Source organism: Paenibacillus terrae (assembly GCF_000943545.1).
GTDB classification, from domain to species: domain Bacteria; phylum Bacillota; class Bacilli; order Paenibacillales; family Paenibacillaceae; genus Paenibacillus; species Paenibacillus terrae_A.
This window is the reverse complement of record NZ_JTHP01000045.1, coordinates 1-23,100: the sequence shown is the minus strand read 5'-3', so window position 1 is coordinate 23,100 and position 23,100 is coordinate 1. Positions and strand designations below refer to the sequence as shown.

Annotated in this window: 19 protein-coding genes, 20 tRNA genes and 1 riboswitch; of the genes, 7 read left to right on the top strand and 32 right to left on the bottom strand. The window is 48.8% G+C overall.

Annotated elements, in window-relative coordinates:
• Positions 1-217 precede the first annotated feature (217 nt).
• Positions 218-1,795: a DUF6359 domain-containing protein gene (locus QD47_RS19770; protein ID WP_044647737.1), complete on the bottom strand. Its 1,578-nt coding sequence runs from the start codon at positions 1,793-1,795 to the stop codon at positions 218-220.
• Between the two features lie 213 nt (positions 1,796-2,008).
• Positions 2,009-2,122: riboswitch (glycine riboswitch) on the top strand.
• Positions 2,123-2,331: 209 nt separating this feature from the next.
• On the opposite strand from QD47_RS19770, the gene sdaAB reads away from it, so the two are divergent.
• Positions 2,332-3,021: an L-serine ammonia-lyase, iron-sulfur-dependent subunit beta gene (gene sdaAB, locus QD47_RS19765; protein ID WP_044647736.1), complete on the top strand. Its 690-nt coding sequence runs from the start codon at positions 2,332-2,334 to the stop codon at positions 3,019-3,021.
• Entirely contained in the window at positions 3,011-3,910 is a 900-nt protein-coding gene (sdaAA, locus tag QD47_RS19760) for an L-serine ammonia-lyase, iron-sulfur-dependent, subunit alpha (protein WP_044647735.1), read from the top strand. Before sdaAB ends, sdaAA begins: the two co-directional genes overlap by 11 nt.
• A 104-nt stretch (positions 3,911-4,014) precedes the next feature.
• Here sdaAA and QD47_RS19755 read toward each other — a convergent pair whose 3' ends face one another.
• From QD47_RS19755 to QD47_RS19735, 5 genes are all read right to left on the bottom strand, one after another.
• On the bottom strand, positions 4,015-6,351 hold the full coding sequence (locus tag QD47_RS19755) for an Ig-like domain-containing protein (RefSeq protein ID WP_044647734.1): 2,337 nt from the start codon (positions 6,349-6,351) through the stop codon (positions 4,015-4,017).
• Positions 6,352-6,485: 134 nt separating this feature from the next.
• Positions 6,486-6,947, bottom strand: coding sequence for a hypothetical protein (locus QD47_RS19750; protein WP_044647733.1), 462 nt, complete (start codon positions 6,945-6,947; stop codon positions 6,486-6,488).
• A gap of 59 nt (positions 6,948-7,006) precedes the next feature.
• A complete protein-coding gene (locus tag QD47_RS19745; RefSeq protein ID WP_044647732.1) occupies positions 7,007-7,243 on the bottom strand; it encodes a non-oxidative hydroxyarylic acid decarboxylases subunit D in 237 nt (78 codons plus the stop codon).
• A gap of 41 nt (positions 7,244-7,284) precedes the next feature.
• Positions 7,285-8,703: a non-oxidative hydroxyarylic acid decarboxylases subunit C gene (locus tag QD47_RS19740; RefSeq protein ID WP_044647731.1), complete on the bottom strand. Its 1,419-nt coding sequence runs from the start codon at positions 8,701-8,703 to the stop codon at positions 7,285-7,287.
• A gap of 28 nt (positions 8,704-8,731) precedes the next feature.
• Positions 8,732-9,322, bottom strand: a complete 591-nt coding sequence (locus QD47_RS19735) for a flavin prenyltransferase UbiX (RefSeq protein ID WP_044647730.1) — start codon at positions 9,320-9,322, stop codon at positions 8,732-8,734.
• A gap of 163 nt (positions 9,323-9,485) precedes the next feature.
• Here QD47_RS19735 and QD47_RS19730 point away from each other — a divergent pair, with 163 nt between their 5' ends.
• A complete protein-coding gene (locus QD47_RS19730) occupies positions 9,486-10,391 on the top strand; it encodes a LysR family transcriptional regulator (protein ID WP_044647729.1) in 906 nt (301 codons plus the stop codon).
• Between the two features lie 72 nt (positions 10,392-10,463).
• Here the strand turns inward: QD47_RS19730 and QD47_RS19725 are convergent, their stop codons facing one another.
• The 5 genes from QD47_RS19725 to QD47_RS19705 form a co-directional block, all read right to left on the bottom strand.
• Positions 10,464-11,648 (bottom strand): response regulator, encoded by a 1,185-nt coding sequence (locus tag QD47_RS19725; RefSeq protein ID WP_044647728.1) that lies wholly within the window; start codon positions 11,646-11,648, stop codon positions 10,464-10,466.
• Positions 11,629-13,425, bottom strand: a complete 1,797-nt coding sequence (locus QD47_RS19720) for a sensor histidine kinase (protein WP_044647727.1) — start codon at positions 13,423-13,425, stop codon at positions 11,629-11,631. Before QD47_RS19720 ends, QD47_RS19725 begins: the two co-directional genes overlap by 20 nt.
• A gap of 30 nt (positions 13,426-13,455) precedes the next feature.
• Positions 13,456-14,280, bottom strand: a complete 825-nt coding sequence (locus QD47_RS19715) for a carbohydrate ABC transporter permease (protein ID WP_044647726.1) — start codon at positions 14,278-14,280, stop codon at positions 13,456-13,458.
• Positions 14,281-14,293: 13 nt separating this feature from the next.
• Positions 14,294-15,184, bottom strand: a complete 891-nt coding sequence (locus QD47_RS19710) for a carbohydrate ABC transporter permease (protein ID WP_044647725.1) — start codon at positions 15,182-15,184, stop codon at positions 14,294-14,296.
• Between the two features lie 231 nt (positions 15,185-15,415).
• Positions 15,416-16,747, bottom strand: a complete 1,332-nt coding sequence (locus QD47_RS19705) for an extracellular solute-binding protein (RefSeq protein WP_044647724.1) — start codon at positions 16,745-16,747, stop codon at positions 15,416-15,418.
• A gap of 292 nt (positions 16,748-17,039) precedes the next feature.
• On the opposite strand from QD47_RS19705, the gene QD47_RS32600 reads away from it, so the two are divergent.
• Entirely contained in the window at positions 17,040-17,201 is a 162-nt protein-coding gene (locus QD47_RS32600) for a lysine-specific demethylase (protein WP_014279404.1), read from the top strand.
• A gap of 379 nt (positions 17,202-17,580) precedes the next feature.
• Here QD47_RS32600 and QD47_RS19700 read toward each other — a convergent pair whose 3' ends face one another.
• On the bottom strand, positions 17,581-18,321 hold the full coding sequence (locus QD47_RS19700; RefSeq protein ID WP_044647723.1) for a Crp/Fnr family transcriptional regulator: 741 nt from the start codon (positions 18,319-18,321) through the stop codon (positions 17,581-17,583).
• A 299-nt stretch (positions 18,322-18,620) separates the two neighbouring features.
• Here QD47_RS19700 and QD47_RS19695 point away from each other — a divergent pair, with 299 nt between their 5' ends.
• From QD47_RS19695 to QD47_RS19685, 3 genes are all read left to right on the top strand, one after another.
• Positions 18,621-19,070 carry a GAF domain-containing protein gene (locus QD47_RS19695; protein ID WP_044647722.1) on the top strand — a complete coding sequence of 150 codons (450 nt, stop codon included), beginning with the start codon at positions 18,621-18,623 and terminating at the stop codon, positions 19,068-19,070.
• Between the two features lie 143 nt (positions 19,071-19,213).
• Positions 19,214-19,867, top strand: coding sequence for a response regulator (locus QD47_RS19690; RefSeq protein WP_044647721.1), 654 nt, complete (start codon positions 19,214-19,216; stop codon positions 19,865-19,867).
• On the top strand, positions 19,860-20,963 hold the full coding sequence (locus QD47_RS19685) for a PAS domain-containing sensor histidine kinase (RefSeq protein WP_044647720.1): 1,104 nt from the start codon (positions 19,860-19,862) through the stop codon (positions 20,961-20,963). Before QD47_RS19690 ends, QD47_RS19685 begins: the two co-directional genes overlap by 8 nt.
• A gap of 106 nt (positions 20,964-21,069) precedes the next feature.
• Here QD47_RS19685 and QD47_RS19680 read toward each other — a convergent pair.
• The 20 genes from QD47_RS19680 to QD47_RS19585 all read right to left on the bottom strand — a co-directional run bounded on the left by QD47_RS19680 (position 21,070) and on the right by QD47_RS19585 (position 23,063).
• Positions 21,070-21,140 (bottom strand) — tRNA-Gly (locus QD47_RS19680).
• Positions 21,141-21,149: 9 nt separating this feature from the next.
• A tRNA-Pro gene (locus QD47_RS19675) sits at positions 21,150-21,223 on the bottom strand.
• A gap of 22 nt (positions 21,224-21,245) precedes the next feature.
• Positions 21,246-21,322 (bottom strand) — tRNA-Arg (locus QD47_RS19670).
• Positions 21,323-21,348: 26 nt separating this feature from the next.
• Positions 21,349-21,420, bottom strand: a tRNA-Cys gene (locus QD47_RS19665).
• A 10-nt stretch (positions 21,421-21,430) separates the two neighbouring features.
• Positions 21,431-21,505: transfer RNA gene (locus QD47_RS19660), tRNA-Gly, on the bottom strand.
• 6 nt (positions 21,506-21,511) lie between these two features.
• Positions 21,512-21,598: transfer RNA gene (locus QD47_RS19655), tRNA-Leu, on the bottom strand.
• 14 nt (positions 21,599-21,612) lie between these two features.
• A tRNA-Lys gene (locus tag QD47_RS19650) sits at positions 21,613-21,688 on the bottom strand.
• 4 nt (positions 21,689-21,692) lie between these two features.
• Positions 21,693-21,767: transfer RNA gene (locus QD47_RS19645), tRNA-Gln, on the bottom strand.
• A gap of 16 nt (positions 21,768-21,783) precedes the next feature.
• Positions 21,784-21,856: transfer RNA gene (locus QD47_RS19640), tRNA-His, on the bottom strand.
• Between the two features lie 20 nt (positions 21,857-21,876).
• Positions 21,877-21,962 (bottom strand) — tRNA-Tyr (locus QD47_RS19635).
• 4 nt (positions 21,963-21,966) lie between these two features.
• A tRNA-Thr gene (locus QD47_RS19630) sits at positions 21,967-22,042 on the bottom strand.
• Between the two features lie 25 nt (positions 22,043-22,067).
• Positions 22,068-22,140, bottom strand: a tRNA-Phe gene (locus QD47_RS19625).
• Positions 22,141-22,221: 81 nt separating this feature from the next.
• Positions 22,222-22,298: transfer RNA gene (locus QD47_RS19620), tRNA-Asp, on the bottom strand.
• A gap of 24 nt (positions 22,299-22,322) precedes the next feature.
• A tRNA-Met gene (locus QD47_RS19615) sits at positions 22,323-22,396 on the bottom strand.
• Positions 22,397-22,427: 31 nt separating this feature from the next.
• A tRNA-Val gene (locus QD47_RS19610) sits at positions 22,428-22,503 on the bottom strand.
• Positions 22,504-22,509: 6 nt separating this feature from the next.
• Positions 22,510-22,581 (bottom strand) — tRNA-Glu (locus QD47_RS19605).
• Between the two features lie 36 nt (positions 22,582-22,617).
• A tRNA-Ser gene (locus QD47_RS19600) sits at positions 22,618-22,706 on the bottom strand.
• A 100-nt stretch (positions 22,707-22,806) separates the two neighbouring features.
• Positions 22,807-22,882 (bottom strand) — tRNA-Asn (locus tag QD47_RS19595).
• Between the two features lie 4 nt (positions 22,883-22,886).
• Positions 22,887-22,962: transfer RNA gene (locus tag QD47_RS19590), tRNA-Ala, on the bottom strand.
• A 24-nt stretch (positions 22,963-22,986) separates the two neighbouring features.
• A tRNA-Ile gene (locus QD47_RS19585) sits at positions 22,987-23,063 on the bottom strand.
• Positions 23,064-23,100 lie beyond the last annotated feature (37 nt).

Below are 23,100 nucleotides of genomic sequence, written 5' to 3'. Positions count from 1 at the left end.
ACTTATCCTATCACCAGTATATGGATATATCAATTAAGAATAGACTATCACGATCATTGAAAAAACCAATGATTCAGCAGTAGCGCGACCTTTCTGGCACAAAATGTAATGAAATAACCAACCACAGGTTAATTTTCAGCACAAAAAAAGTCGCCTGACCCCCTTAAAGGGATCAAGCGACTGGCTGGTCCAGCTCAAATTGTACTCTCTTCGCTGGTTACGAAGCCGCTCCATAGGAGCCGGATTTGAACGTTCTTGGATCGTACCATTTGTAGCCCGCTGCCGGAGCAGCCCAAGGCTCAGGCTGCGGTTCTGTAGAAGCCGCAGGCTCCTCGAACGGCAGCAACTGTGTTGGCTGGTCCAGCGTCAGGCCCGCCACATCGGACAGCTTCGTGTAGTCCTGCTTCCATGCGAGCCATTGGACCGTCTGTACCAGGAAGGTGGAATCGTCGACTTCCTTGAAGCCATCGTACGTCTTCTTTGACTGTCCGTTTTCCTCACGCACATATTTTGGCGTAGCATCCTCAACTGGCGAAGAATCACCGATAAACGCTGCCTTGCCCTGACCTACCTTGGCTACAGCAGCATAAGGTCCTTCAGCACGTCCCCCGCCGTTATAGACACCCTGGTCCACGGCATTGCCCCATTTTTTCGTGCCTGTAGGAATATAAGCGATTCCTTTAGCCTTGGTCGGATCAATAATCGCCAATGTAGAACCAGCATGCATCGCAATCGAACGTACACCCTTCGTAATGCCGAAGGATTGATCTGCCGCTACGATATCGGTCGCATTTACGTCACCGAGTGCATTGTAGCGAAAACGAACGCCAAAGTTCGTTGCAAGCCAGTCGGAACTGGTTAATCCCTGCATAGCTGGTGATGCAGCTTCTTCTGTAGTCATGCCTTTGGCCGGATTGGAATAGGCTCCACGGCGGTAGCCGTTCATAACCTCGGAGGAATCCCAACGGTTTTTGTTCCGGTCAGCGTTATAGTGGTCAGAAATGAAGAAAATGCTGCCTCCATTCTTCACATATTGCACCAGTGCGGCCTGCTCGGATGCCTTAAAGGCAACATTGGCTTCACCAATGATGAACACATCGTATGGACGCAGCTTGTCGTACGTTATAGCCTGCTCGCCATAGGTAAAAGGAATGGAACGGTTCAACGGGTCCACGGTAAAACCAGCATTACGCAGTCCGCTGGCAAAATCGGAAAAGGCTCCATCTATAACCCAATCCGCTGCTCCCGCTGTCTGTGCGTGCGTATTATCGAACAGCACTTTTTTGCCTTTTCCATCCGGCAATGTAGTACCAGGATCAGGTTCGCCAGGATTCCCAGGCTCGCTTCCGCTTACCAGTTCCAGAGCGCTTGGGCTTTTCACTCCACCAAAATTGTTATAGGCACCCAGCGCACCCGTCACGCGAATTTTGCTGCCGATCAGCTCAGGATGGCCTGACAGCCCGAATGGTCCTCTATACGCGGATGTCAGTTGTACATTTAACAGATTAGATGTATTGCGTTCACTCGCCTGATCCGCAATCAGTACGTTAAAATCGTTTGCAAACGGGGCAGAGAAATTAGCCGTTTTCGATCCGGTGGCGTGTCCGACGACGTAGCCTTCTACCGTCACCGTACCTCCGCTACTTTGACGCTGAAGCGCTTCCGCTACTGTCAACGCGCCCTCTGCCTTGGCCTGGCCGAATGGAACGAAGAGTCCTACCAGCAGTGATACGATTGCCGCCAGATGCAGCATTCCTTTTAAGCGTGAACCTGTGAACCGGAAACCTTTTACCATACGTAAATGTCCCTCCCATTATTCCATAGATTAGCTTGTCCTCTATCAGATTAGCTATCAACCTTCTAATTCCTTCCTGTTTTCATCCATAATTATGTAAAATTTAATCCTTTTTATCGAGAAGATTCCTGATTATGTAAAATTCCAACCTGTGATTGACACCGGGCATGGCATACATTACGCTTAGGAGGAATTGTTGAGCGGTATACGCGAATGAAGATGACGGGAGAGTCTGTCCGGGAATCACATCCCGGCAGCACCGAAGGAGCAAGACGTCAGCACCCGGCTGGCGGATAATCTCTCAGGTCCATGAATCGCCATCTGACGCAACTCTGGAGAGAGCGCAAGCCACCCAAGGGGTAAGGCGGTATACACCCGCACGAAACTCTCAGGTAACGAGGACAGAGATAAGGGAAATTTCCTTATCCTGTCCTTTTTTGTGCTTACATGCTGCGTCAGCATTAGAAACCGTCGCACCCGCGCAAGACGAGGCAGCACCATATACTATGGTATTCAAACATACAGGGGGCCACACCATGCGTTTCAAAGATGTATTTTCCATTATTGGTCCGGCTATGACCGGACCCTCCAGCTCGCATACCGCAGGCGCAGTGCGGCTCGCACGTGTTGCCCGGCACTGGCTCAGTGTGCAACCTGACCGTGCCCGCATGACGCTGTACGGCTCATTTGCCGATACGTACAAGGGACACGGCACAGACCTGGCACTCATTGCCGGACTGCTGAATTACGATACAGACGACTACCGGATTCCGGATGCCGAGCAATGTGCAGAGCAGGCCGGGATGGAAGTAGAGTTCGCTGTCAGCGGACTGCCCGCCCCTCATCCGAACACGGTCCGCTTCGAGCTATGGAAGGGTGAAGATCAGCGCACGCTGCTAGGCTCCTCCATCGGCGGCGGAAACATTCATGTCCAGCAGCTCAACGAATTCCGGGTTAATCTGACCGGAGAGCTGCCTACGCTGGTGCTTCTTCACTCGGATAAGCCCGGAACATTGGGCGCGGTGACTTCGGCGCTGGGCGCAGCTGACATTAACATTGCCTACATGCACGTGGATCGCAAAGGCCGGGATGGCGAAGCGCTCACTGCTATTGAAACCGATAGCCCCGCTCCGGCTGAATTAATTGCCGAGCTGCGGGCTTTGCCTTATATGTATGAAATCAAAATGATTAATTTGAAAAAAGGAGCTGAATCCGATGCGGTTTAGCCATCTGCATGAATTAGGTGCCTTGTGCGCCGAGGAATCCACTACGATTGGGCGCCTGATGATCAAGGAACAGGTACAAGAGACGAACACACCGGAGGAAGAAATCTTCCGCCAAATGTCTGATTATTATGAAGTCATGAAGGAAGCCGTTCATCGCGGGCAAACACAGGACACGGTATCCCGCAGCGGATTGACGGGCGGCGACGGCAAACGCTTGGCGGAATATTTACGTGCTGGAGAAACCTGCTCTGGCGATGCCTCGGCACTCGCCATGGCGTATGCCCTCTCCGTGTCGGAGGTCAATGCGTCTATGGGGCGCATTGTCGCTACGCCCACCGCAGGCTCATGCGGGGTCATCCCCGGCGTGTTCATCAGCGCGCAGGAGCGATTCGGCTGGGATGACGAGCATATGGTTCGCGGACTGTTCGCCGCTGGAGCGATTGGCTACGTGATCGCCAACAATTCCTTCATCTCCGGTGCGGAGGGAGGCTGTCAGGCCGAGATTGGCTCAGCCATCGGGATGGCCGCAGGGGCCATGGTCGAGCTGCGTGGCGGTACGCCAGAGCAGGCCATCCATGCAGTAGGCCTCGCGCTCAAGAACACGCTCGGCCTGATTTGTGACCCCGTCGCCGGACTCGTGGAGATTCCGTGCATCGTGCGCAACGGGCTGGGAGCCGTGACCGCGCTTGCCGCCGCGGATATGGCTCTGGCGGGTGTGCGCAGCGCCATCCCGTCTGACGAAGTCATCGACGTGATGCTCGAAGTCGGCAGCGCGATGCCATCCAAGCACCGCGAGACCGCCAAAGGCGGCCTGGCCCAAACGCCGACCGGCAAGCGTCTGACGGAGTCGCTTACGCGCAACATACCAGCCAAAAAGGATAAGTCATAGCTTTCAGGCGACTGCCACCCCAAATAACACATGGGGAGAGAACAGTCGCCTTATAAAGAAAAGAGCAAGCATGTCGTCCTTAGACGTATGCTTGCTCATTTTTCTTACTGTACGTTCACCTGTACCTTCGTTGTTTTCCCTGCATATTTCACGGTAATCACAGCTTTACCTTTACCCTGTGCCTTAATGCTGCCGTCTTTGACCGTGGCAACAATAATTCGGGACGAGGACCAGACTGCCGGCTTGGATACATCCTTCTCCGACTCATCCTTATACGTAGCTGTAGCCGTAACCTTAGCTACCTGTCCTGCTTTCAAATTCAGCGAGACTTCGTCGGTTTGCAAATATTTAAGCGTATCGACATCCACCGGTACGGTGATATATTTCCCGCCAAACTTCGCTTGAATATTGGTTTTACCGTAGCCTACCGCGGTAACCTGGCCCTTTTTGACTGTAGCTACCTTATAATTTAACGTTTTCCATTCGGCTTGGGCCGTAACATCCTTTTCTTTGCCGTCACTGGATTTGACCACAATTGCGATGGTTTTTTGATCTCCTGATTTAAGCGATAACGCGATAGCATCCGCCTCAATCTGTTGCGCTACATCCACTTCTACTGTAAATGTAATGCTTTGCTTGCCATAAGAAGCTGTAACAGTAGCCTTACCACTGCCATTCGCTTTGATCAAACCCTCGCTAACCTCGACCACTTTCACATTGCTGGTCGTCCAGGTGGCATCCTTGGTTACATCTGTTTTTGTACCGCCGCTCTTGACGCCTGTTACTTTCAACTGCTTCGTTTCCTGGGCACCAAGCGCAATCACGCGTGTGTCTGTTTCCAAACGGTCTACGAGACCGACTTGTACATTAATGGTCAGCTTTTTGCCATTATAAGTGGCTGTAACAACCGCCTTACCCGCTGCTTTACCTGTAATTGTACCTTTGGATACCGAAGCAACATCTTCCGCACTTGAAGTCCATTCTGCATCCTGTGTAACATCTTCCTTACGACCATCTGCATAGGTAGCAGTCAGAGTCGCAACATAGTCCTCATTAATATCAATCGTTGCCGTTTTGGAGGACAATGCCAGATCACCAGGCACATTCACAGATACCGTCGCTGTGACTGTTTTGCCGCCATAAGAAGCAGTGATCGTAGCCTCACCTGTTTTATAGCCCGTCACTTCACCCTTGCTGACAAAAGCAATATCTTCATTGCTGGATTTCCATTCTGCCTTATCCGTGATATCTTCTTCCGTACCTGTTACGTACGTCGCGGTTAGCTTGAGCTTCTTGGATTCCTTGGCATTCAGGCTTAGCTTGTCCTCGCTCAAATTCAGATATCTGGACGTTTCCACGTCTGCCTTAATCGAAACCGTCTTATCGCCATACTTCGCGGTCACCGTAGCCGAACCCGCTCCAATCGCCATAATCGTTCCTTTGGTCACCGTCGCAATTTTTTCATCGCTTGTGGACCATGTAGCTTTATCCGAGACATCCGTTACCGTTCCATCCGGGTACACCGCAGAAACCTGTACTTTTTTGGATTCATCCAAACGGAGAAAAATATTGGATTCGCTGGCTTTCAGCTTATTCGTTTGATCCACATCCACTGAAATGGTAGCAGACATCGTACCGTATTTACCGGTAATTGTCGCCTTTCCCGCGCTATAGCCGGTAATGGTGCCTTTCAGTACATCTGCCACGGCTGCATTGCTGGAACTCCAGTCTGCCGACTCAGTAACATCCTGCACCGTTCCATCCGGGAATGTTGCCGTCAGCTTAACCTTCTCGGTATCCTTCAACAAAAGGGAAACCTCAGATGAACTGACTTCCAAACGTTTAACCTGTTCTACCTGCACAGCAATCGTTACGGTTTGTTGACCGTATACGGCCTTAATGTTGGCTGTACCTGCTCCCTGAGCGGTAACCAATCCGTTAACTACGGTTGCTACCTTCTGGTTATCCGAGGTCCAGGTAGCATCGCCCGAAACCTGAGCAGTTGTATTATCACTGTAAGTCGCTGTCAGATTGATCTGTCCTGTGCCGCTTGAACGCAAGCTCAAGCTTTGTACACTGGATGTGAGCGCCTTAACCTTTTTCGTTACATGTACCTGAACCGATTGTATCTTATCTTTATAGGTAGCAACCACAGTCGCATCCCCTTCGCCCTTACCAGAAACTGTACCGTTATATACCGTAGCAATAGCAGCATTATCACTTTTCCAATCCGTGCTTACAGTTACATTTGAAGTCGTCCCATCGGCATAAATAGCCGTAGCCGTCAACGCAGCCGTATCTCCCTGCTGCACAGTTACCTCGTTAGAGGAAAGGACAATCTTGGAAAGCACCGGATCAGCTGCGGATGCAAACCCTGCGTATGATGTAAAACTTGAGATCAGGATGACCAACGCCAAGAAACCGGACCATCTATTCTTCAAAATCTAATTCCCTCCCATTTCGAAACTTAAAATTAAGGATTTCGCAAAATCCTTATACCTACGTTTTATGTCGACATGTGGAAAAGAATAGTTTAGGCTTTAAAGAAAATTTGGTCCTTATTAACTACTAAATTTTACATTAACAGTTCTGCCACTGTTTCCTTCCAGCGATTTAACACTGCTTCCGGCTCCTTGAGTCGGACTGTAACACCTGACACAATATCCGCATATTGGGCCGAATCTTCTCGGGCTGCGAATACCTGTGCTGCAAACCGCTCGCGTACATGCTTGGCCCCGGGCAAAGCCGGCAGGTGTTCCAGCGACAATCGGACATAATGTGCCTTCCCGCCGATGAACACCGCAAGCGTTGCCTTCCCGGTGCGGATCATGTTGCTCGTCGTAGTCGTCCCTGGCCATAGTGCCAGCCGCAAATTCCTCTCGTCCAGCGCCACAATCTCACCTACGCTAATCATTGCAATATGCGGCCACTGGTCCTCCGTGACCGTCAGCAGCATCATCGCTTCATGCTGCTTGTTTTCCAGCCCCTTGCCATCCAGCAGCGAGAACAGCTTCTTACCGATCCTTGGTGTCTGCATGAAGTATAATCCCCTTTACATTTGGCCTATATCTTCAAAGTACCATAATTTACGGCTGCTTACGAACGACGCTGTACCCGCTCTGGAATAGGAGGGACATGGGCGGCATTCGGAATATCTTGGGGGTTCACCTTGAACGCCGATTTATACTTTGCCGGATCAGTAATGCTATCAGGTTCCGAGGTGCGCCATGTGAACATGCATACAGGACACAGCAAGACCTCCCAGGCGCCTTTAACTGGCGAACGGGTAACGACCTCCGAACGATTAGATTCACAACGGGGACAAATATGCATCTGTCAGCACTCCTTTAATCTTTCTTTATTTTCAAAAATATTTAACGAAGCATGTGACTCAACTTTTTCTCCCATTCCGCTACACCGAGCGGGGAATCGAGCGGCTGGGAATAATGGCCTCTAATATCCGGTGCTATGGGTGTCGTCGCATCCAATATCATTTTGTGCGTCATGCCTGCCGGATCAGAGCCAGGGTCAAGCGGTAAAATTGATAGGCCCGGCACAATGACAGCATCATGCTTCGGATGCAGCTTGGTGGATAACGCCCACATGACCTGCGGCAGATTGAACGGATCGACATCCTCATCCACCACAATCACCAGCTTGCAATACCCCAATCCATGCGGAGTCGTTAGCGTACGCATCCCCACAGCCTTCGCAAAGCCGCCATAACGGGTTTTCGTGGAAATAATAGCGACCAGCCCATGCGTATACATGGCATTAACGGCTACGATTTCATTAGGAAATGCATCCTTGAGCTGTTGAAACAACGGTACACTTGTATTCACACCGATCATATAATCCGTTTCCGTCCAAGGCATCCCGATGTACAAATGCTCAAATATAGGCTGTTTGCGGTGATATATACGATTAATCTGAATGACTGGCATTGCGCGGCCGCCGGAATAGTGACCTGTAAATTCACCGAATGGACCTTCATACTCACGCTCACCCGCTAACACTTCACCTTCCAGAATAACCTCGGCTCCCCAAGGCAGATCCAGATCTGCATCCTTGGCTTTGACCACACGGTAAGGCTCACCCTGAATGGCGCCCGCCATCTCATATTCCGATTGATCGTACAGCAGCGGCGTAGAAGCAGCCGTGGTAATCACAGGCTCACATCCGAGAGCAATAGCGACCTTCAGATTTTCGCCGCGCTCCTCGGCCTGACGAATATGAATTGCAATATCATGCTGCGGTACAGGCTGGATACCCAAACGGTTTTTTCCTTTCACCTGCATCCGGTACAAGCCTACATTTTGCTTGCCATAGGTGTCGGGGTCATCCAGATCGCGTGACACCAAAATCGCTTTATCCAGATAAAACCCTCCGTCTCCCTGGTTCAAACGAAACAATGGCAAAATATCAAACAAATTAATATCCTCTGTAATCTCCACTTCATGAAAAGGAGCGGTTTCTTCCCGCTTCACGGGCATTGGAAATTGTTCATAGCGTCTGGCAAACTCAAAAAACTGCTCCTTGAGCGGTGTGTTTTTGGGCATTCCCATCATGAGGGCATGATTGGGCCAGGAGCCCATCACATTCATTGCAATACGAGCATCCGTATAACCATAGATATTGTTGAAAAAGAGGGCGGGCGTCTTATCTCCAAGATTGTTTAACGCTCTGTTAGCTGCTGCGAGGTCCGGCTCAGGCTTTACCTCATCACTGATCGTAAGCAATTGTCCCTCCTTCTCCAAAGTATGCAGAAAATCGCGAAAGTCTTTATAAGCCATCTTTCATTCTCCTTCATCTTCCGATTTCTCAATTCTGGTGCAGTCTGGAGTCAGCCTGCTTCATTCCATCCCAGCGTTTGGCTGCGGTTGTGACAATACCGAACTGATCCAATGCGCGAAAAACAATATGATCCACTAATTCCTCGATACTTGCAGGATGATTATAAAAAGCAGGCATCGGCGGCAGGATCATCACGCCCATGCGTGACAGCTCCAGCATATTTTCCAGATGGATACTGCTTAATGGTGTTTCCCTGGTCATGAGCAGCAGCTTCTTTCGCTCCTTCAGCATCACATCCGCTGATCGGGTGAGCAGGTTGTCCGCCATACCGATACGAATGGAGGCGAGCGTCTTCATGCTGCAAGGAGCGACGATCATGCCGTCTACCCGGAAAGAGCCGCTGGAAATACGCGCAGCCTGATCCTTATACGAATAAACTGCATCCGCCATGGCCTCCACTTCCTTCACCGTATAGCCTGTCTCATAGGGAATGTTCGCAATAGCCCACGGGGATAGCACCAGATGGCTCTGGGCTCCGGCCTCCCGTAATTGCTGCAATATACGGATACCGAAGATAGACCCTGTCGCTCCCGATATTCCTACAATGATTTTCTTCATATGTCCCCTCCTTCCACCCCATCGTTTTATGTTCACCAATGCATCACTGTCAAAAATTATACGCTTGTTCCTTGCACACGAAAAATATATATAATATATGTAATGCATACTTTAAAAGTATTCAAATTGAAGTGGTTGTTCAGAAATGAGGTGGAATCCCCCAATGGATATGAAGCAACTGCATTACTTTTGCGTCATCGTCGAGGAAGGACAAATCACGAAGGCCGCCCGAATGCTTAACATGGCCCAGCCACCGCTGAGCCAACAGCTAAAAAATATGGAGGATGAGCTTGGCGTAAAGCTGATTTACCGTGAAGGAAAGAAGTGGGAGGTCACCGAGGCCGGATACGCACTATACACCCGCGCCAAGCGATTATTGTCCGAAATGGAGGATACCTGTAGAGAAATTGGAGAGTTCGAAAGCAACGTAACCGGCACCCTGTCCATAGGCACTTCATCGGTCTGTATGTCTCTGATTACCGAACAACTCAGCCGCTTTCACCAGGAATATCCAGAGGTATACGTTAAAATAGGACACGGAGACACACATCATCTGGAGGAACTGCTGCATCAAAATAAAGTCGATCTGGCTCTGCTGCTGCTTCCGGTAGACGACTGCTCGTACCATACGATTGAACTGGAGGGCGTCTCTTTTGTTGCGGTACTTCCGTGTGAATGGGCAGATCGTCATACGAGTGGACAAATTACGTTACAGGAAGCAGCCAGCTATGACCTTTTGTTGGCACGCCGAACAGAAGGACACGGGCTATACGAAACTGTCATCCGAAAATTTCAGGAACACCATCTTATTCCGCGCGTCGTACTGGACTGTCCTGAAATATCGACCATTCTCGCGCTCGTATCCACAGGCATGGGGATTACCATCATTCCAGACACTGGCTTGGGACAAGAATACGGGGACAGAATTCGCACACTCTCCATTAAGGAGCCGTTCCCCTTCACACGGCCTGCCGTCGTATGGCGCAAGGATCGTTATTTATCCAATGCAGCTCGCAAATTGGTTGAACAGCTACAGGCTGGAGACACGAAAAAGACTGCTCCCGAGTAGATGCTCTACGGCTCTACTCATGAAACAGCCTTATGCTGGAGGAACTTCCATCATTCCTTCGTTGATACCGCCTTATTTGACTCCCTGATGCCGATACTCGGTCGGAGTCATTCCACATTTGCGCCGGAACACCTGTGTAAAATGCCGCATGTCCTGATAGCCAATCCGCTCGGAAATATCAGCCAGCCGAAGATGAGGATCACCGAGCAGCCGCTTCGCTTCCTCCATCCGCAAGCAAATAACGTAATCCTTGTAGCCTTGTCCGGTTTTTTGCTTGAACAACTGGCTGAAATACACCGGATTCAAAAAGACGACCGAAGCCACCTTCTCCAGCGACAATTCCTCTGTAAAATGTGTCCGAATATATTGCAACGCCACATCCACCGTATGCATGCCTTTTCGCAAACATTCTCCGGCATCCACCGCCGCCGCTGCAATCTCCTCGGGCGTTCGTCTTAGCCGTGCCACTTCTTCGGGAATGGACGCAAAATTGTGGTGAACCCCCGAACGCGTAATTTGTAACGGCACCTTCACATAACGCTTCAAGTGGGATTCGAGCAACGTTTCCAGCCGTGCCGCCTCTGCCTCATCCCGCAGCCGTGCAATGCCCAGCAGGCTATGGCGGTCGAGACTGACGACAAAGCCACTGCCGCCTGCCTCAATCAGCTCGGATAGTACATTTTCAATCATAAAATGCTCCAGGTGCGTCTGCCTGTGATCAGGTTCCATACGAACCATGAAGAGATGAAACTCCGGATAGTTTTCCACAAACGGCTGTATATCGAGCTTCCCAGTATCCAGTCCAAGTGCATAGCGTTGAAAAACAGCTTCACGCAAATAGACCATATTGGACTTGAGAAGCTTGCCCTCGCTCGCCTGCTGTGAAGCGACAAGTGCTTCGGCTGCCAGCATTTCAATGCATTCCAGCAGCTTTTTTTTGCCGATCGGCTTTAACAGGTAGTCTTTGGCACCCAGCTTTACTGCTCTTTGTGCATATTGGAAGTCGGAATGGGCCGAAATAACAACCCACTGTAGATGAGGATGCTTTCGCTTGGAAATGCGCATGAATTCCAGACCATCCATACCGGGCATCAGGATATCGGTCAATACAATATCCACGGGATGCTCCGCCAGAATGCCTGCTGCTTCCTCGGTGGAAGCAGCGAGATGAATGCCGCAGGCTGGCAGAGCCTGGCCAATGGTGCGCCGAATCCCCTGCCGAATCATACTTTCATCGTCAGCTATCAGAATATTCATGATTCTCCTCCTTCTGTGGCAGAGGCACACTTACAGTGGCTGTCGTTCCGGCCCCAGGTACGCTGGAGATCCGTAGGCCGTACTCTTCTCCGAACATGTGCCGTAGCCGTAAATTTAGATTTTGCAGGCCGATGCCTCCCGCCTGCCCGCTGCCCGTCTGCTTGCCGGGTTCTGCCAAAGCAACCTGAACCACCTCCCATCGTTCGTACTCCATCCCTGCGCCATTATCCATAATATGCAGGCTTAATACTCCGTCATATTCCTCTGCCCTGACGAGCAGCTTGCCGCCTGTATTCGCATGAAGAGGCTCCAGTCCGTGCTTGACCGCATTTTCAATCAACGGCTGTAAGGTCATTTTCGGCAAGCGGATATCCATCCAGCGCTCATCAATACCGATGTCTACGGATACCCTGCCTTCCAGCCGTGCCTGAATAATCGTAAGGTAATGCCCGATCTGCTCCACTTCTTCGCGCAGGCTGACATCGGTCCCTTCCTCCCAATGACTGCTGTAGCGGAACATATGGGATAAGGAGAGCACCACTTCCCCGAGCTGATCCTGCCCCTTTTCATCCAGCATCCAATAGATCATATCCAGCGTATTATACAGAAAATGCGGATTGACCTGCGTCTGGAGCGCGTGCAGCTCGGCATTTTTTTCACTGACCGATGATATGCGAACCAGCTCGATCAGTTCGGCAATCCGTCTTACCATATGGTTGAAGGATGTCGCCAGCTGGTTGATTTCCTCATACGATTCAATCTCCACCGTATGGCGGAAATTCCCCGTCTCTACCCGTTTCATTTCCCGAATGACCCGCTTCAGCGGAAGCGAAATACGTCTGGAGACGATGGAGGCAATCAGCGCGGATAAAATAATGAGTACAGGCACCACAATGAGCAAATACCTTTGATTTTGCACCAACTCCACGTTCAAATCCCCGCTGGGGGTCACACTAATGACCGACCAATCGGCAAACGGCAACTTGGAAGCGATTACAACCTTCTCATTACTCCGATTTACAATGACATCATCCTCAGGTACCTGCTGCTCCAGACTTTGCAGATCCGGTGGCGGTTCAGAGGAAGTAGCCGACACAATCCGATTTTCATTGCCTACGAGATATACCTGACTATTGGTACCCAGCCGCAAATTGTGGAGGGCGGACAGAACCGAGCGCGGTTCAGCTTCAAACAGGACGATACCAATCGGCTTATGCTCATCCAGATCATAGAGCTGGCGCCCGAACGCAAACACCGGTCTGGTTTCCACCTGGTCAATGACAGAGTGAGGATAAACGCCCAGCCATGCGATTTTGCCCGCTGACTTTCGAATTTCCTTATACCATTCAGTGTGTTCGTAATCGGTATCAATAACATTCATATAATTACCGTAGTTGTATACCTTGCCTGTGTCTGTGATGACATGAATGCCTATCAGGTCCTCCCGCGAATAATAGATAGCTCCCAGAATATTGGTAATTGTACGTTCATTGATGTAATTGACGGCGGGTAAATCACCGGTATCCGTCGTTAGCAGACGAACCAAATCCATATTGTTGCTGATCGATTTGGACAGACTGTTATAGCTGCTGAGCAGCAATTCGAACAGTCCTGCCGTTTGGGAAACATTTTTACGAGCCAGCTCGCTGACCTTATCATGGAACTGTACTGTAGTACGGTTATAAAATAACAAACTGATCGCCAGCACAATACCAGACATGCTCAACAGGAATAGAATAAACAAGCGGTGGTGAATAGACTGAAAACGGCGCATCATACCTCCGTGCGCTCCTTTCGAATCGCTCGCCTACCCTTTAACCGCCCCCGCTACCATGCCCTTGGTAATCTTTTCGGACAGGACAAAATAAATAATAATGACCGGTAAGGCCCCCATGACCAGAAAAGCGCCAATATTGCCGTAATTCACAGAATACTGACTGACGAATGTATAGACGCCGAAAGGGAGTGTTTTGAGCTTCTCTGACGAGATAAAGGTGGCAGCCATAATGTATTCATTCCAGATATTAATAAAGGTCAAAATACACACCGTCATCATCGGCGGAATCGAGATGGGTAAGATCACACTGCGAAAAATACGATAAATGCTCGCCCCATCAATGTAAGCGGATTCTTCAATCTCGTGGGGAATGGACCGCATAAAGCCGGACAGGATGAAAACCGCAATCGGTGTCTGAAAAGCAATGTAGGGTAAAATTAGCGAGAAATACGTATTGAGAATGTTGATGTTTTTGAACATCACCATCAGCGGCAGCAGCGTTGCCTGCATCGGAATCATCATTCCGATCAGAAACAAGGTCAGCACAGCAGCCCCAAAGCGCCAGCGGAAACGCGTAATCGCATAAGCAGTCATCGAGCTTAACAAAATGACGAATAGCATCGTAACTCCAGTCACCAGCACACTGTTTCCCAAATAGCGCAAGTAGCTCCCTGATTCATAAGCTTCCTGATAGTTGTGCCACTGGGGCACTTTAGGGAGTGCAAAGAAGCTTGCGCTCAAAATCTCTTCATTCGTCTTCAACGAATAGGTCAGCAGCCAGAAGAGTGGGTACAGCTGCGTGACGATCAAGACCGCCAGCAAGGAAAAGACCAATGTTTTTTTCATGGTGTTCACAGCTTCATCCCCCTTAGCTTACCTTATTTTCGATTCGTTTGAAAACAAAATTTATCACAATTGTAAATGACAAACAGATAATCACGAGAAACGAAGCCAATGCGCTGCCATATCCATATTTCATGGACAAAAAGGACATGTTGTACATATACGTGGACACCGTATCCGTTGCATGAGCAGGCCCTCCACCCGTCATCACCCAGATCAGATCGAACGATTGAAGAGAACCAATAAAGGCCAATACCATTGATATTTTGAAAATAGGCACAATGAGCGGCAGCGTAATATAACGGTCTGCTTTAAAACCCTCAGCTCCATCCATTTTGGCTGCCTCGTACAACTCATTCGGAATATTTTGCACCCCGGTAAACTGAATCAGCAAATGATAGCCAAAATACTGCCACAACGACACAAAATAGAGAGCGTACATGGCAATCTGCGGTTCTGTCAGCCATGAGCGTGTCCAGCCTTCCAGCCCGACCGACATCAAAATACCGTTCAGCATCCCACCCATTGAGGCCGGATTATAGATCGTCTTCCACAGCTGCCCGATAATAACCACCGACAGAATGACTGGCAGAAAATACATCGTAACCAGTGTATTCGCCTTACGCACATAGCGATTAAGCAAAATAGCCAGCAGCAGACAGAACGGAATTTCCAGCATGGAAAACACAGCGAACATCATCGTCCGCTTCACAGACGGCCAGAACACCGGATCGGCTGTAAATATTCGCTCGAAATTCGCCAGCCCTACAAACTTCGCCTCAGATATTCCGTTCCAATCCAGTAGTCCACAGTACACCGACACCAGAATCGGAACAAACACCATACAGGTGTACAGCAGCAGGCAGGGCAGCACGAAAACGGCAATGGTGCGTGCCGGCACCTTCAGTACATTCATGCTCCAATCTCCTTTGTGTTTTTTCTGAACTTCTACTAAGGATTCGCAGCTCATGGTTATCCCAAATCAGGGAAGGAACTAATGCGCCCCTCCCCTGTTAAGCTACAACTTCAGGATTTTGCAAAATTCGATTCCAGTCGCTCCAAAGTGCAATATATAGACGAACTAGGCCATTTCGATCTATATATTGTTCGTTGGAAATCGCTTATTGGATTTTTGCAGAATCCTCACTTATTTATTCGCTTCAAAAGCGCTCTGGTGCTCCTTGGCAACTTGTGCAGAGTCTTCTTTTTGCACGAATAGGTTTTGAATACTGCTCAGATGCGCCTGCGCGATAGCCGGATTCATCGTATTATCAAATGCGAGGTCGCCGCCCTTCACATTTTTGAACAGCTCATTGAGGTTAATCGCCAGCTCGGAGTAGCCCGCTTCCTTCAGATCACCTTTCATTTTCTGGCCGCTGCCAATCGCATTTTTCAGATCAAACTGGATCTTGGGCATCTCTGTAATAAAATAGTGCAGAAAATCCTTTGTCTCCTGCAAATGCTCACTATTCGCCGATACTGCAAACGCACTGCCCGGCGCAATCACATACTCATTCACATCTCCCTTGCCATTCACCGTAGGAAATTGGAACGCGCCCACCTTGCCTGCTACCGAAGAAGCATCAATAGACCCTGTTTCCCATGTGCCCATGATATACATCGCAGCTTTTCCTGTTTTAAAAATATTGCCGCCCGCATTATAGTCAATGGATGTAGCTCCATCCGGGAAAGCCCCTGCCTGCACCAGTTCCTGAAATGCATCCACTGCTTCCACAAAGGCCGGATCATTAAACGTCTTTTTGCCGTCCAGCACATCCTTGAGAAAATTCGGCCCTTCATTCGTACGCAGCAAAATATTCATGAAAAGGAGTGATCCGGTCCACGAATCCTTTTCCCCAATCGCAATCGGGGTAATCCCCTTTGCCTTCAGCGCCTTAACCGCCGTTATCAGCTCATCAAAGGTGGTCGGCAGCTTTTGAATTCCCGCCTGCGTGAACAGCTCTTTATTGTAAAACACTACTTCTATATTGTTGCCGTCCGGAAAAGCATAAAGCTTATCATCAAAGCTATAATAATTGAGCAGTCCATCCTGAAATGTATCTTTTAACCCATCTTTATCCGCCACATCGTTCAGAGGAGCCAGCAGCCCTGCATCTACGAAGGGCTTCATCTGTGCGGCCGGGTTTACAATTGTAATATCTGGAACTTCCTTCGCCGCCGCCTGTGTTTTCAGCTTTAGCTTTTGTTGATCTGTATTCAGCGAATCCAGCTCAATTTTGACATTCGGATGATTCTGCTCATATTGACTTACAATTTGCTTTATCATTTTGTATGAAGGAGTGCTAGGATCAGGATTAATGTTCTGGAAGGTGATCGTCACTTCTTTACTCGCAACGTCTCCACCCTTGCTGCCTGAGTTTCCCGGACTTGCGCTCTGTCCGTTATTACAAGCTGTCAGCGTCAATGCCAAGGCGCTCGCCATCAAAATAGCAAACGCTTTCATTTTTGTTCTGCCCATTATCTTTTTCCTCCTCTTGTTGAAGCATTGCGCGAATTGTCTCCCGTCTGTGAACACTCAATGCCCGCTTGTTCTTTTCATTATGTTCTATAGAAAAGAAGTGAACAATGTGTGAACTTAAGGAGAAGAGTTTGTTTTTTCAAGCCCTCATTCGTGCGCTTCAAAACTCATTCATATCATAACTTGCAATTTATCTCGAACACAGGCATAATATGAATAAGCTCATTCTTTGATAATGATTCTCATTATTAAAAGGGAAATATACATGGACTCCAAAGGAGGCAAGACCGCAGTGAAAGAAGCTTTTAGTAGAACCTCCCTGCATATTGATGATTATTTGGATCTTCTCAATCTTGCGGTACAAGTCGGAGATATAAAGTGGCAAAAGGAAATTACACGTAAACTTCAAGCCTTAAGTGTCCTCCAGACAGAACAGGTTGAAATAGATCAATAATCGTCTCCCCAGCTAATTGACCGCTATACAGCGTTGATTAGCCTTTTTATGTTATAAATGTTATAATTTCTCACAAATCCCAAGAGCGATTTTAAATCAGCAATATAAAGATCGAAATGGTTTAGTTCGTCTATATATTGTACTTTTAAGCGTTCAGAATCGAATTATGCAAAATGCTGATGTATAAGTGCAGGTTGTCAGAAGACGTAAATCAAGGCGGGTCCTCAGGGATTCCGCCTTATTTATGTCAGGATTTTGCAAAATTCGATTCCAGTCGCTCCAAGGTACAATATATAGACGAATAAAATCATTTCGATCTATATATTCCTGATTACACGTCGCTTTGTGGATTTTTGTAAAATCCTCATGTTCATATTTTTTAGAGTCGGCAAATTTCATGTGCACATTGGCCGTATGAAGGGCAGCAGCACATCATGCGCAGCACCTTGAGATCATGAATAACTATTTTGCCATCCCGCGTATCAAGCGTCCCCTGCTCCTTCAACGAGCTTAGCATCCGATTCACACTCTCCCGCGTCGCTCCAATCATTTCGCCCAGCTCGGAGTGACTCAGCTTCATATTCAGTAAAACGCCATCCTTCACTGCTACACCGCATGTGTTACTCGCCCGGATTAGCGTAGAGGCCAATGCACCTGTTTTACCATACAGCAGCAAATCCCGAAACCGCGATTGCATAATCCGCTGCTTCATAGCCATCCACTGAATGAATTGAAGCCCCATCGCTCCATTTTTGGACAGAAGCGATTCCAGATCCTGAACACGCACGACGCCCAGCTCACAGGCATCGGCTGTTTCTGCAGTGCAGCTATACTCTTCTCCATCTATCCCGCTGAACTCCCCAATCAAGTCGCCTTGATGCTGAATGGTCAAAATCAATTCTTTTCCATCTTCTGTCGACTTGCGAAGCTTAACATGGCCCGAATGTATATAATATAGCTGCTCCGATTCTTCGCCCTCTCTAAAAAGCGTAATGCCCGCCTTTACCTTTTTCCAGGACATGATATCCTTCAGCAGCCCAAAATGTTCCTCAGTCAAAAAAAGCTGAATTCCCGTGCGTTCCACTTCATCCCCAAACCGTTCCGTACAAGTGGCTTGCATGTTAGTGTCCTCCTCGTGTTTACCTGATATCTATATCATAATGTTTTGACGCATCAGTTGTTATCAGGAGAACACCTGATTTTACACCTTCCTACTCCCTGATTCGCTGTGATAAATATCACTCCTCCCATCAAGCGGAGCCTAATTTATCGGCTTCCCTCCTACTTCTTGCCCCGCATGTTCAAAAGTCAGTGTTTCCTGCACCTATAGATCAGGGGGTTCCCTGACTTACTTTTGTAACTGCCGGGACTACAATAAGTTAGAGCTACAGTTTTGTTACGAAAAAGGATGTGTCTTCTATGCTAGAAATAACGGATGAAATGCGCAAAACACTGGATCAGTTGAGAGATCGTATCTATGGGGATCTCACAGCACTTGCGCTCATATCCAAGCCGGGCGGCAGGTTGCAATGGTATTATGCCTCTGGCAGCCGTAGCGAACGCTATCGGCGCATTTCTTTTAAGGTAGGACATGGTATTGCCGGGATGGCTGTTCGTCTGGGACGTACCGTGACCGTAAGTGCTATGCTCTCCGGCAGCATCCGTTTACGTCAGGAATGTGCGCTGATGCTGGCGGAGCAGCTTCACTCTGCTGTGGCTATTCCCTTTTCCAGCACAGGGGATCTGCCGAACGGTGTATTGCTTCTCGGTAATCGTGATGTGAGAGTGTTCACCGATTCCGACGTCGCAGGGGCCACACAAGTCGCCGAGCAGCTTGGTCAGCTATGTGCCCACACTCTTACTCTATAAGATTAATGGCATTTTTATAGAAAATGAAACGGATATATATTACGAAATATAATTATATCTAACTGTCTATGTTGATTGGAATCCCTTAAATTTGCTATGATGATGACAAAACGTACGGTTCTACCGTTCGAGGGGATGACAAATTGATTCGTATACTTGTAGTGGATGATCATGTTGTCGTACGTTCCGGCCTCATGGCCCTATTGGACGGCAAACACGGTATTAAGGTGGTAGGAGATGCAGCGGACGGGGATGAAGCGATTCGCAAGGCGATAGAGTTACAGCCCCATGTCGTACTCATGGATTTTAGTATGCCGCCTGGCAAAGACGGTCTTACGGCAACCACTGAATTGAAAAAACAGTTGCCCGATACGGAAGTCCTTATTTTAACGATGCATGACGATGAAGAATATCTGTTCCGGGCCATTCAGGCCGGAGCTTCCGGATATATTTTGAAAAGCGCACCTCACGAGGAATTACTTGCTGCCATTCAGTCTGTGGCCGAAGGTAGCGCCTATCTGTACCCGAATGCGACCAAACGGCTAATGAGTGAATATCTGGATAAGATCAAAAAGGAAGGCATAGCCGGCCCGTATGAGTCCCTTTCTGAACGTGAAAAGGAAATCCTTTCGTGGGTAGCCAAGGGATATGCAAACAAGGAAATTGCCGAGCGTCTGGTGATCAGCGTCAAAACCGTTGAGTCCCACAAAAGTAACCTGATGGAGAAGCTTAACCTGAAAACACGGCCCGAGCTGGTCAAATTTGCACTAAAAAAGGGGCTGCTGCATTATGAATGAACCTTCTAATCCTTTGCTCCAGCATGCTTTTGGCGAGTCAGCCGATAAGCTGCTGGATAATTTGGAAGCGCATATACCGGAATCCCCTTTTCTCCATGCACTGCGTAACTCACTTCACCAGCTATCTAATCTGAAATTTGCGTTGGATACGTCCTCTATCGTTGCTTTGACCGATCACCGGGGCATTATTCAGTACGTCAACGACAAGTTCTGCGAGATTTCGCAATACAGTCGTGAAGAGCTGATCGGTCGGGATCATCGCCTCATTAATTCGGGCTATCATCCCCCTGCCTTTATGAAAAACCTGTGGACCACAATTCGTTCAGGCGAGGTATGGCAGGGAGAGATACGTAATCGAGCCAAAGACAACACCTACTATTGGGTGAATACCACCATCGTTCCGTTCATGGACGAAGAAGGTAAGCCCTATCAGTATTTGGCGATCCGTAATGAGGTAACCAAACTAAAAAAAGTAGAGGCTGAGCTTCAGACGATGATGACGCAAGTGATGCAAATACAGGAGGAAGAGCGCAAGCGTTTCTCAAGAGAGCTTCACGATGGAATTGGGCAAAGCTTGTTTGCGCTGATTATTCAACTGGATAGCCAGCTTGCTGAACAGCCTAGTCCTGCTCTGGAAAAGCTGCGTTCACAGGTGACTGACATTATTAAGGATGTCCGCGGACTGGCGTGGGAACTTCGCCCCTCAGTTCTGGATGATTTGGGCGTCGTACCAGCCATACGGACCTATATTGAAAACTATTGTTCTCATTATGGAATTGAGGTACATTTTCAATGTAATTTGCGTAAACGCCTTGATATCCGAAAGGAAATAGCGATTTATCGGATTGTACAGGAAGCCTTGACGAATGTAGCCAAATATGCGGACGTAGCTGAGGCACATGTCGACGTAGAGGATCAGGGTGAGGTCATACAAGTGACCATTTGGGATGAGGGTATCGGATTCTCTGAGCAATCTCAAGGGGAAGGAGTGGGACTGTTCAGCATGGAGGAACGAGCCAGGGGCGTAGGAGGATGGATTAGCTTAACCTCTGCACCGGAACACGGGACCTCCATCCAACTGACCATTCCTGTGTAAAGATATAGCCGCATAAACAAAAAAAAGAGAGAGCGCTGTCCCCAGACAGGCTCTCTTTATTTATAAGGTGTCACCACTGAGGCAACAAGAATCCGCTATAGCAAAAAGCGGGTGATGGGAATCGAACCCACGCTATCAGCTTGGAAGGCTGAAGTTCTACCATTGAACTACACCCGCAAATCAGTATCGGGATGACACGATTTGAACATGCGACCCCCTGGTCCCAAACCAGGTGCTCTACCAAGCTGAGCTACATCCCGATATTATACATTTTTAAGAAAATGGCGCGCCCTGAGAGATTCGAACTCCCGGCCTTTTGATTCGTAGTCAAACGCTCTATCCAGCTGAGCTAAGGGCGCAAAATGTAATCCATAATGAGCAGTAAAGGCGCCACCCAGATTTGAACTGGGGAGTGAAGCTTTTGCAGAGCTTTGCCTTACCACTTGGCTATGGCGCCGAATGGATAATGGAGCGGACGACGGGAATCGAACCCGCGACCCTCGCCTTGGCAAGGCGATGCTCTACCGCTGAGCCACGTCCGCAAAATATGGTGCGGTCGAGAGGACTCGAACCTCCACGGGGGTTAGCCCACACGGACCTGAACCGTGCGCGTCTGCCAATTCCGCCACGACCGCAAAATAAATATAAATGGTGAGCCATGAAGGATTCGAACCTTCGACACCCTGATTAAAAGTCAGGTGCTCTACCAGCTGAGCTAATGGCTCTTAATGGCTGGGGATATAGGATTTGAACCTATGCATGACGGAGTCAAAGTCCGTTGCCTTACCGCTTGGCTAATCCCCATTAAATGAAAATAAAGGGCGGCCGATGGGGCTTGAACCCACGAATGCCGGAGTCACAGTCCGGTGCGTTAACCACTTCGCCACGACCGCCATAATGATTATGAAAAGACTGGTGGAGGATGATGGATTCGAACCACCGAACCCGTAAGGGAGCAGATTTACAGTCTGATGCGTTTGGCCACTTCGCTAATCCTCCAAAATGGTGCCGGCGAGAGGACTTGAACCCCCAACCTACTGATTACAAGTCAGTTGCTCTACCAGTTGAGCTACACCGGCACATTACTCATTCCCACTTGAAAGGTGGCTCGGGACGGAATCGAACCGCCGACACGAGGATTTTCAGTCCTCTGCTCTACCGACTGAGCTACCGAGCCATATGTTGTTTTATAGCTGCAATATACAAACCCACATTATATGTATAATACACAAAAATGCCAGTTATATATTTCATAAAATGGCGGAACTGACGGGATTCGAACCCGCGATCTCCTGCGTGACAGGCAGGCATGTTAGGCCTCTACACCACAGTTCCATAGATAATCCTAAGGAAAATCAATTGCGGGGACAGGATTTGAACCTGTGACCTTCGGGTTATGAGCCCGACGAGCTACCGAACTGCTCCACCCCGCGACATTAAAAGGGAATACTTGTATAACATAAATGGTGGAGGCTGAGGGGTTCGAACCCCCGACCCTCTGCTTGTAAGGCAGATGCTCTCCCAGCTGAGCTAAGCCTCCATACTATGACCCGTAGGGGAATCGAACCCCTGTTACCTCCGTGAAAGGGAGGTGTCTTAACCGCTTGACCAACGGGCCTTACAAAAGAATCCTTGAAATTTTCAAACTTTATGACGGAGAGAAAGAGATTCAAACCCTCGCACCACTTTCGCAGTCTAACCCCTTAGCAAAGAGTCCCCTTATAGCCACTTGGGTATCTCTCCAACAAGCAACATATGGATTAAACCCTACCTAACTGGAATAGACTGTAGTCCTCAACCAGCTACGCCGCCTTATATATAAAATTGGAAAATATTCAAGATTTGGCTCCCCGAACAGGACTCGAACCTGTGACAACTCGATTAACAGTCGAGTGCTCTACCAACTGAGCTATCAGGGAATATTGGTGGAGCCAAGCGGGATCGAACCGCTGACCTCCTGCGTGCAAGGCAGGCGCTCTCCCAGCTGAGCTATAGCCCCAGTCATTTTGTGTTAATCAAGAAGTGGTGGGCCTTAGTGGACTCGAACCACCGACCTCACCCTTATCAGGGGTGCGCTCTAACCAGCTGAGCTAAAGGCCCTAATATGTATGTCTTCATTATCCTCTAAAGGGACATT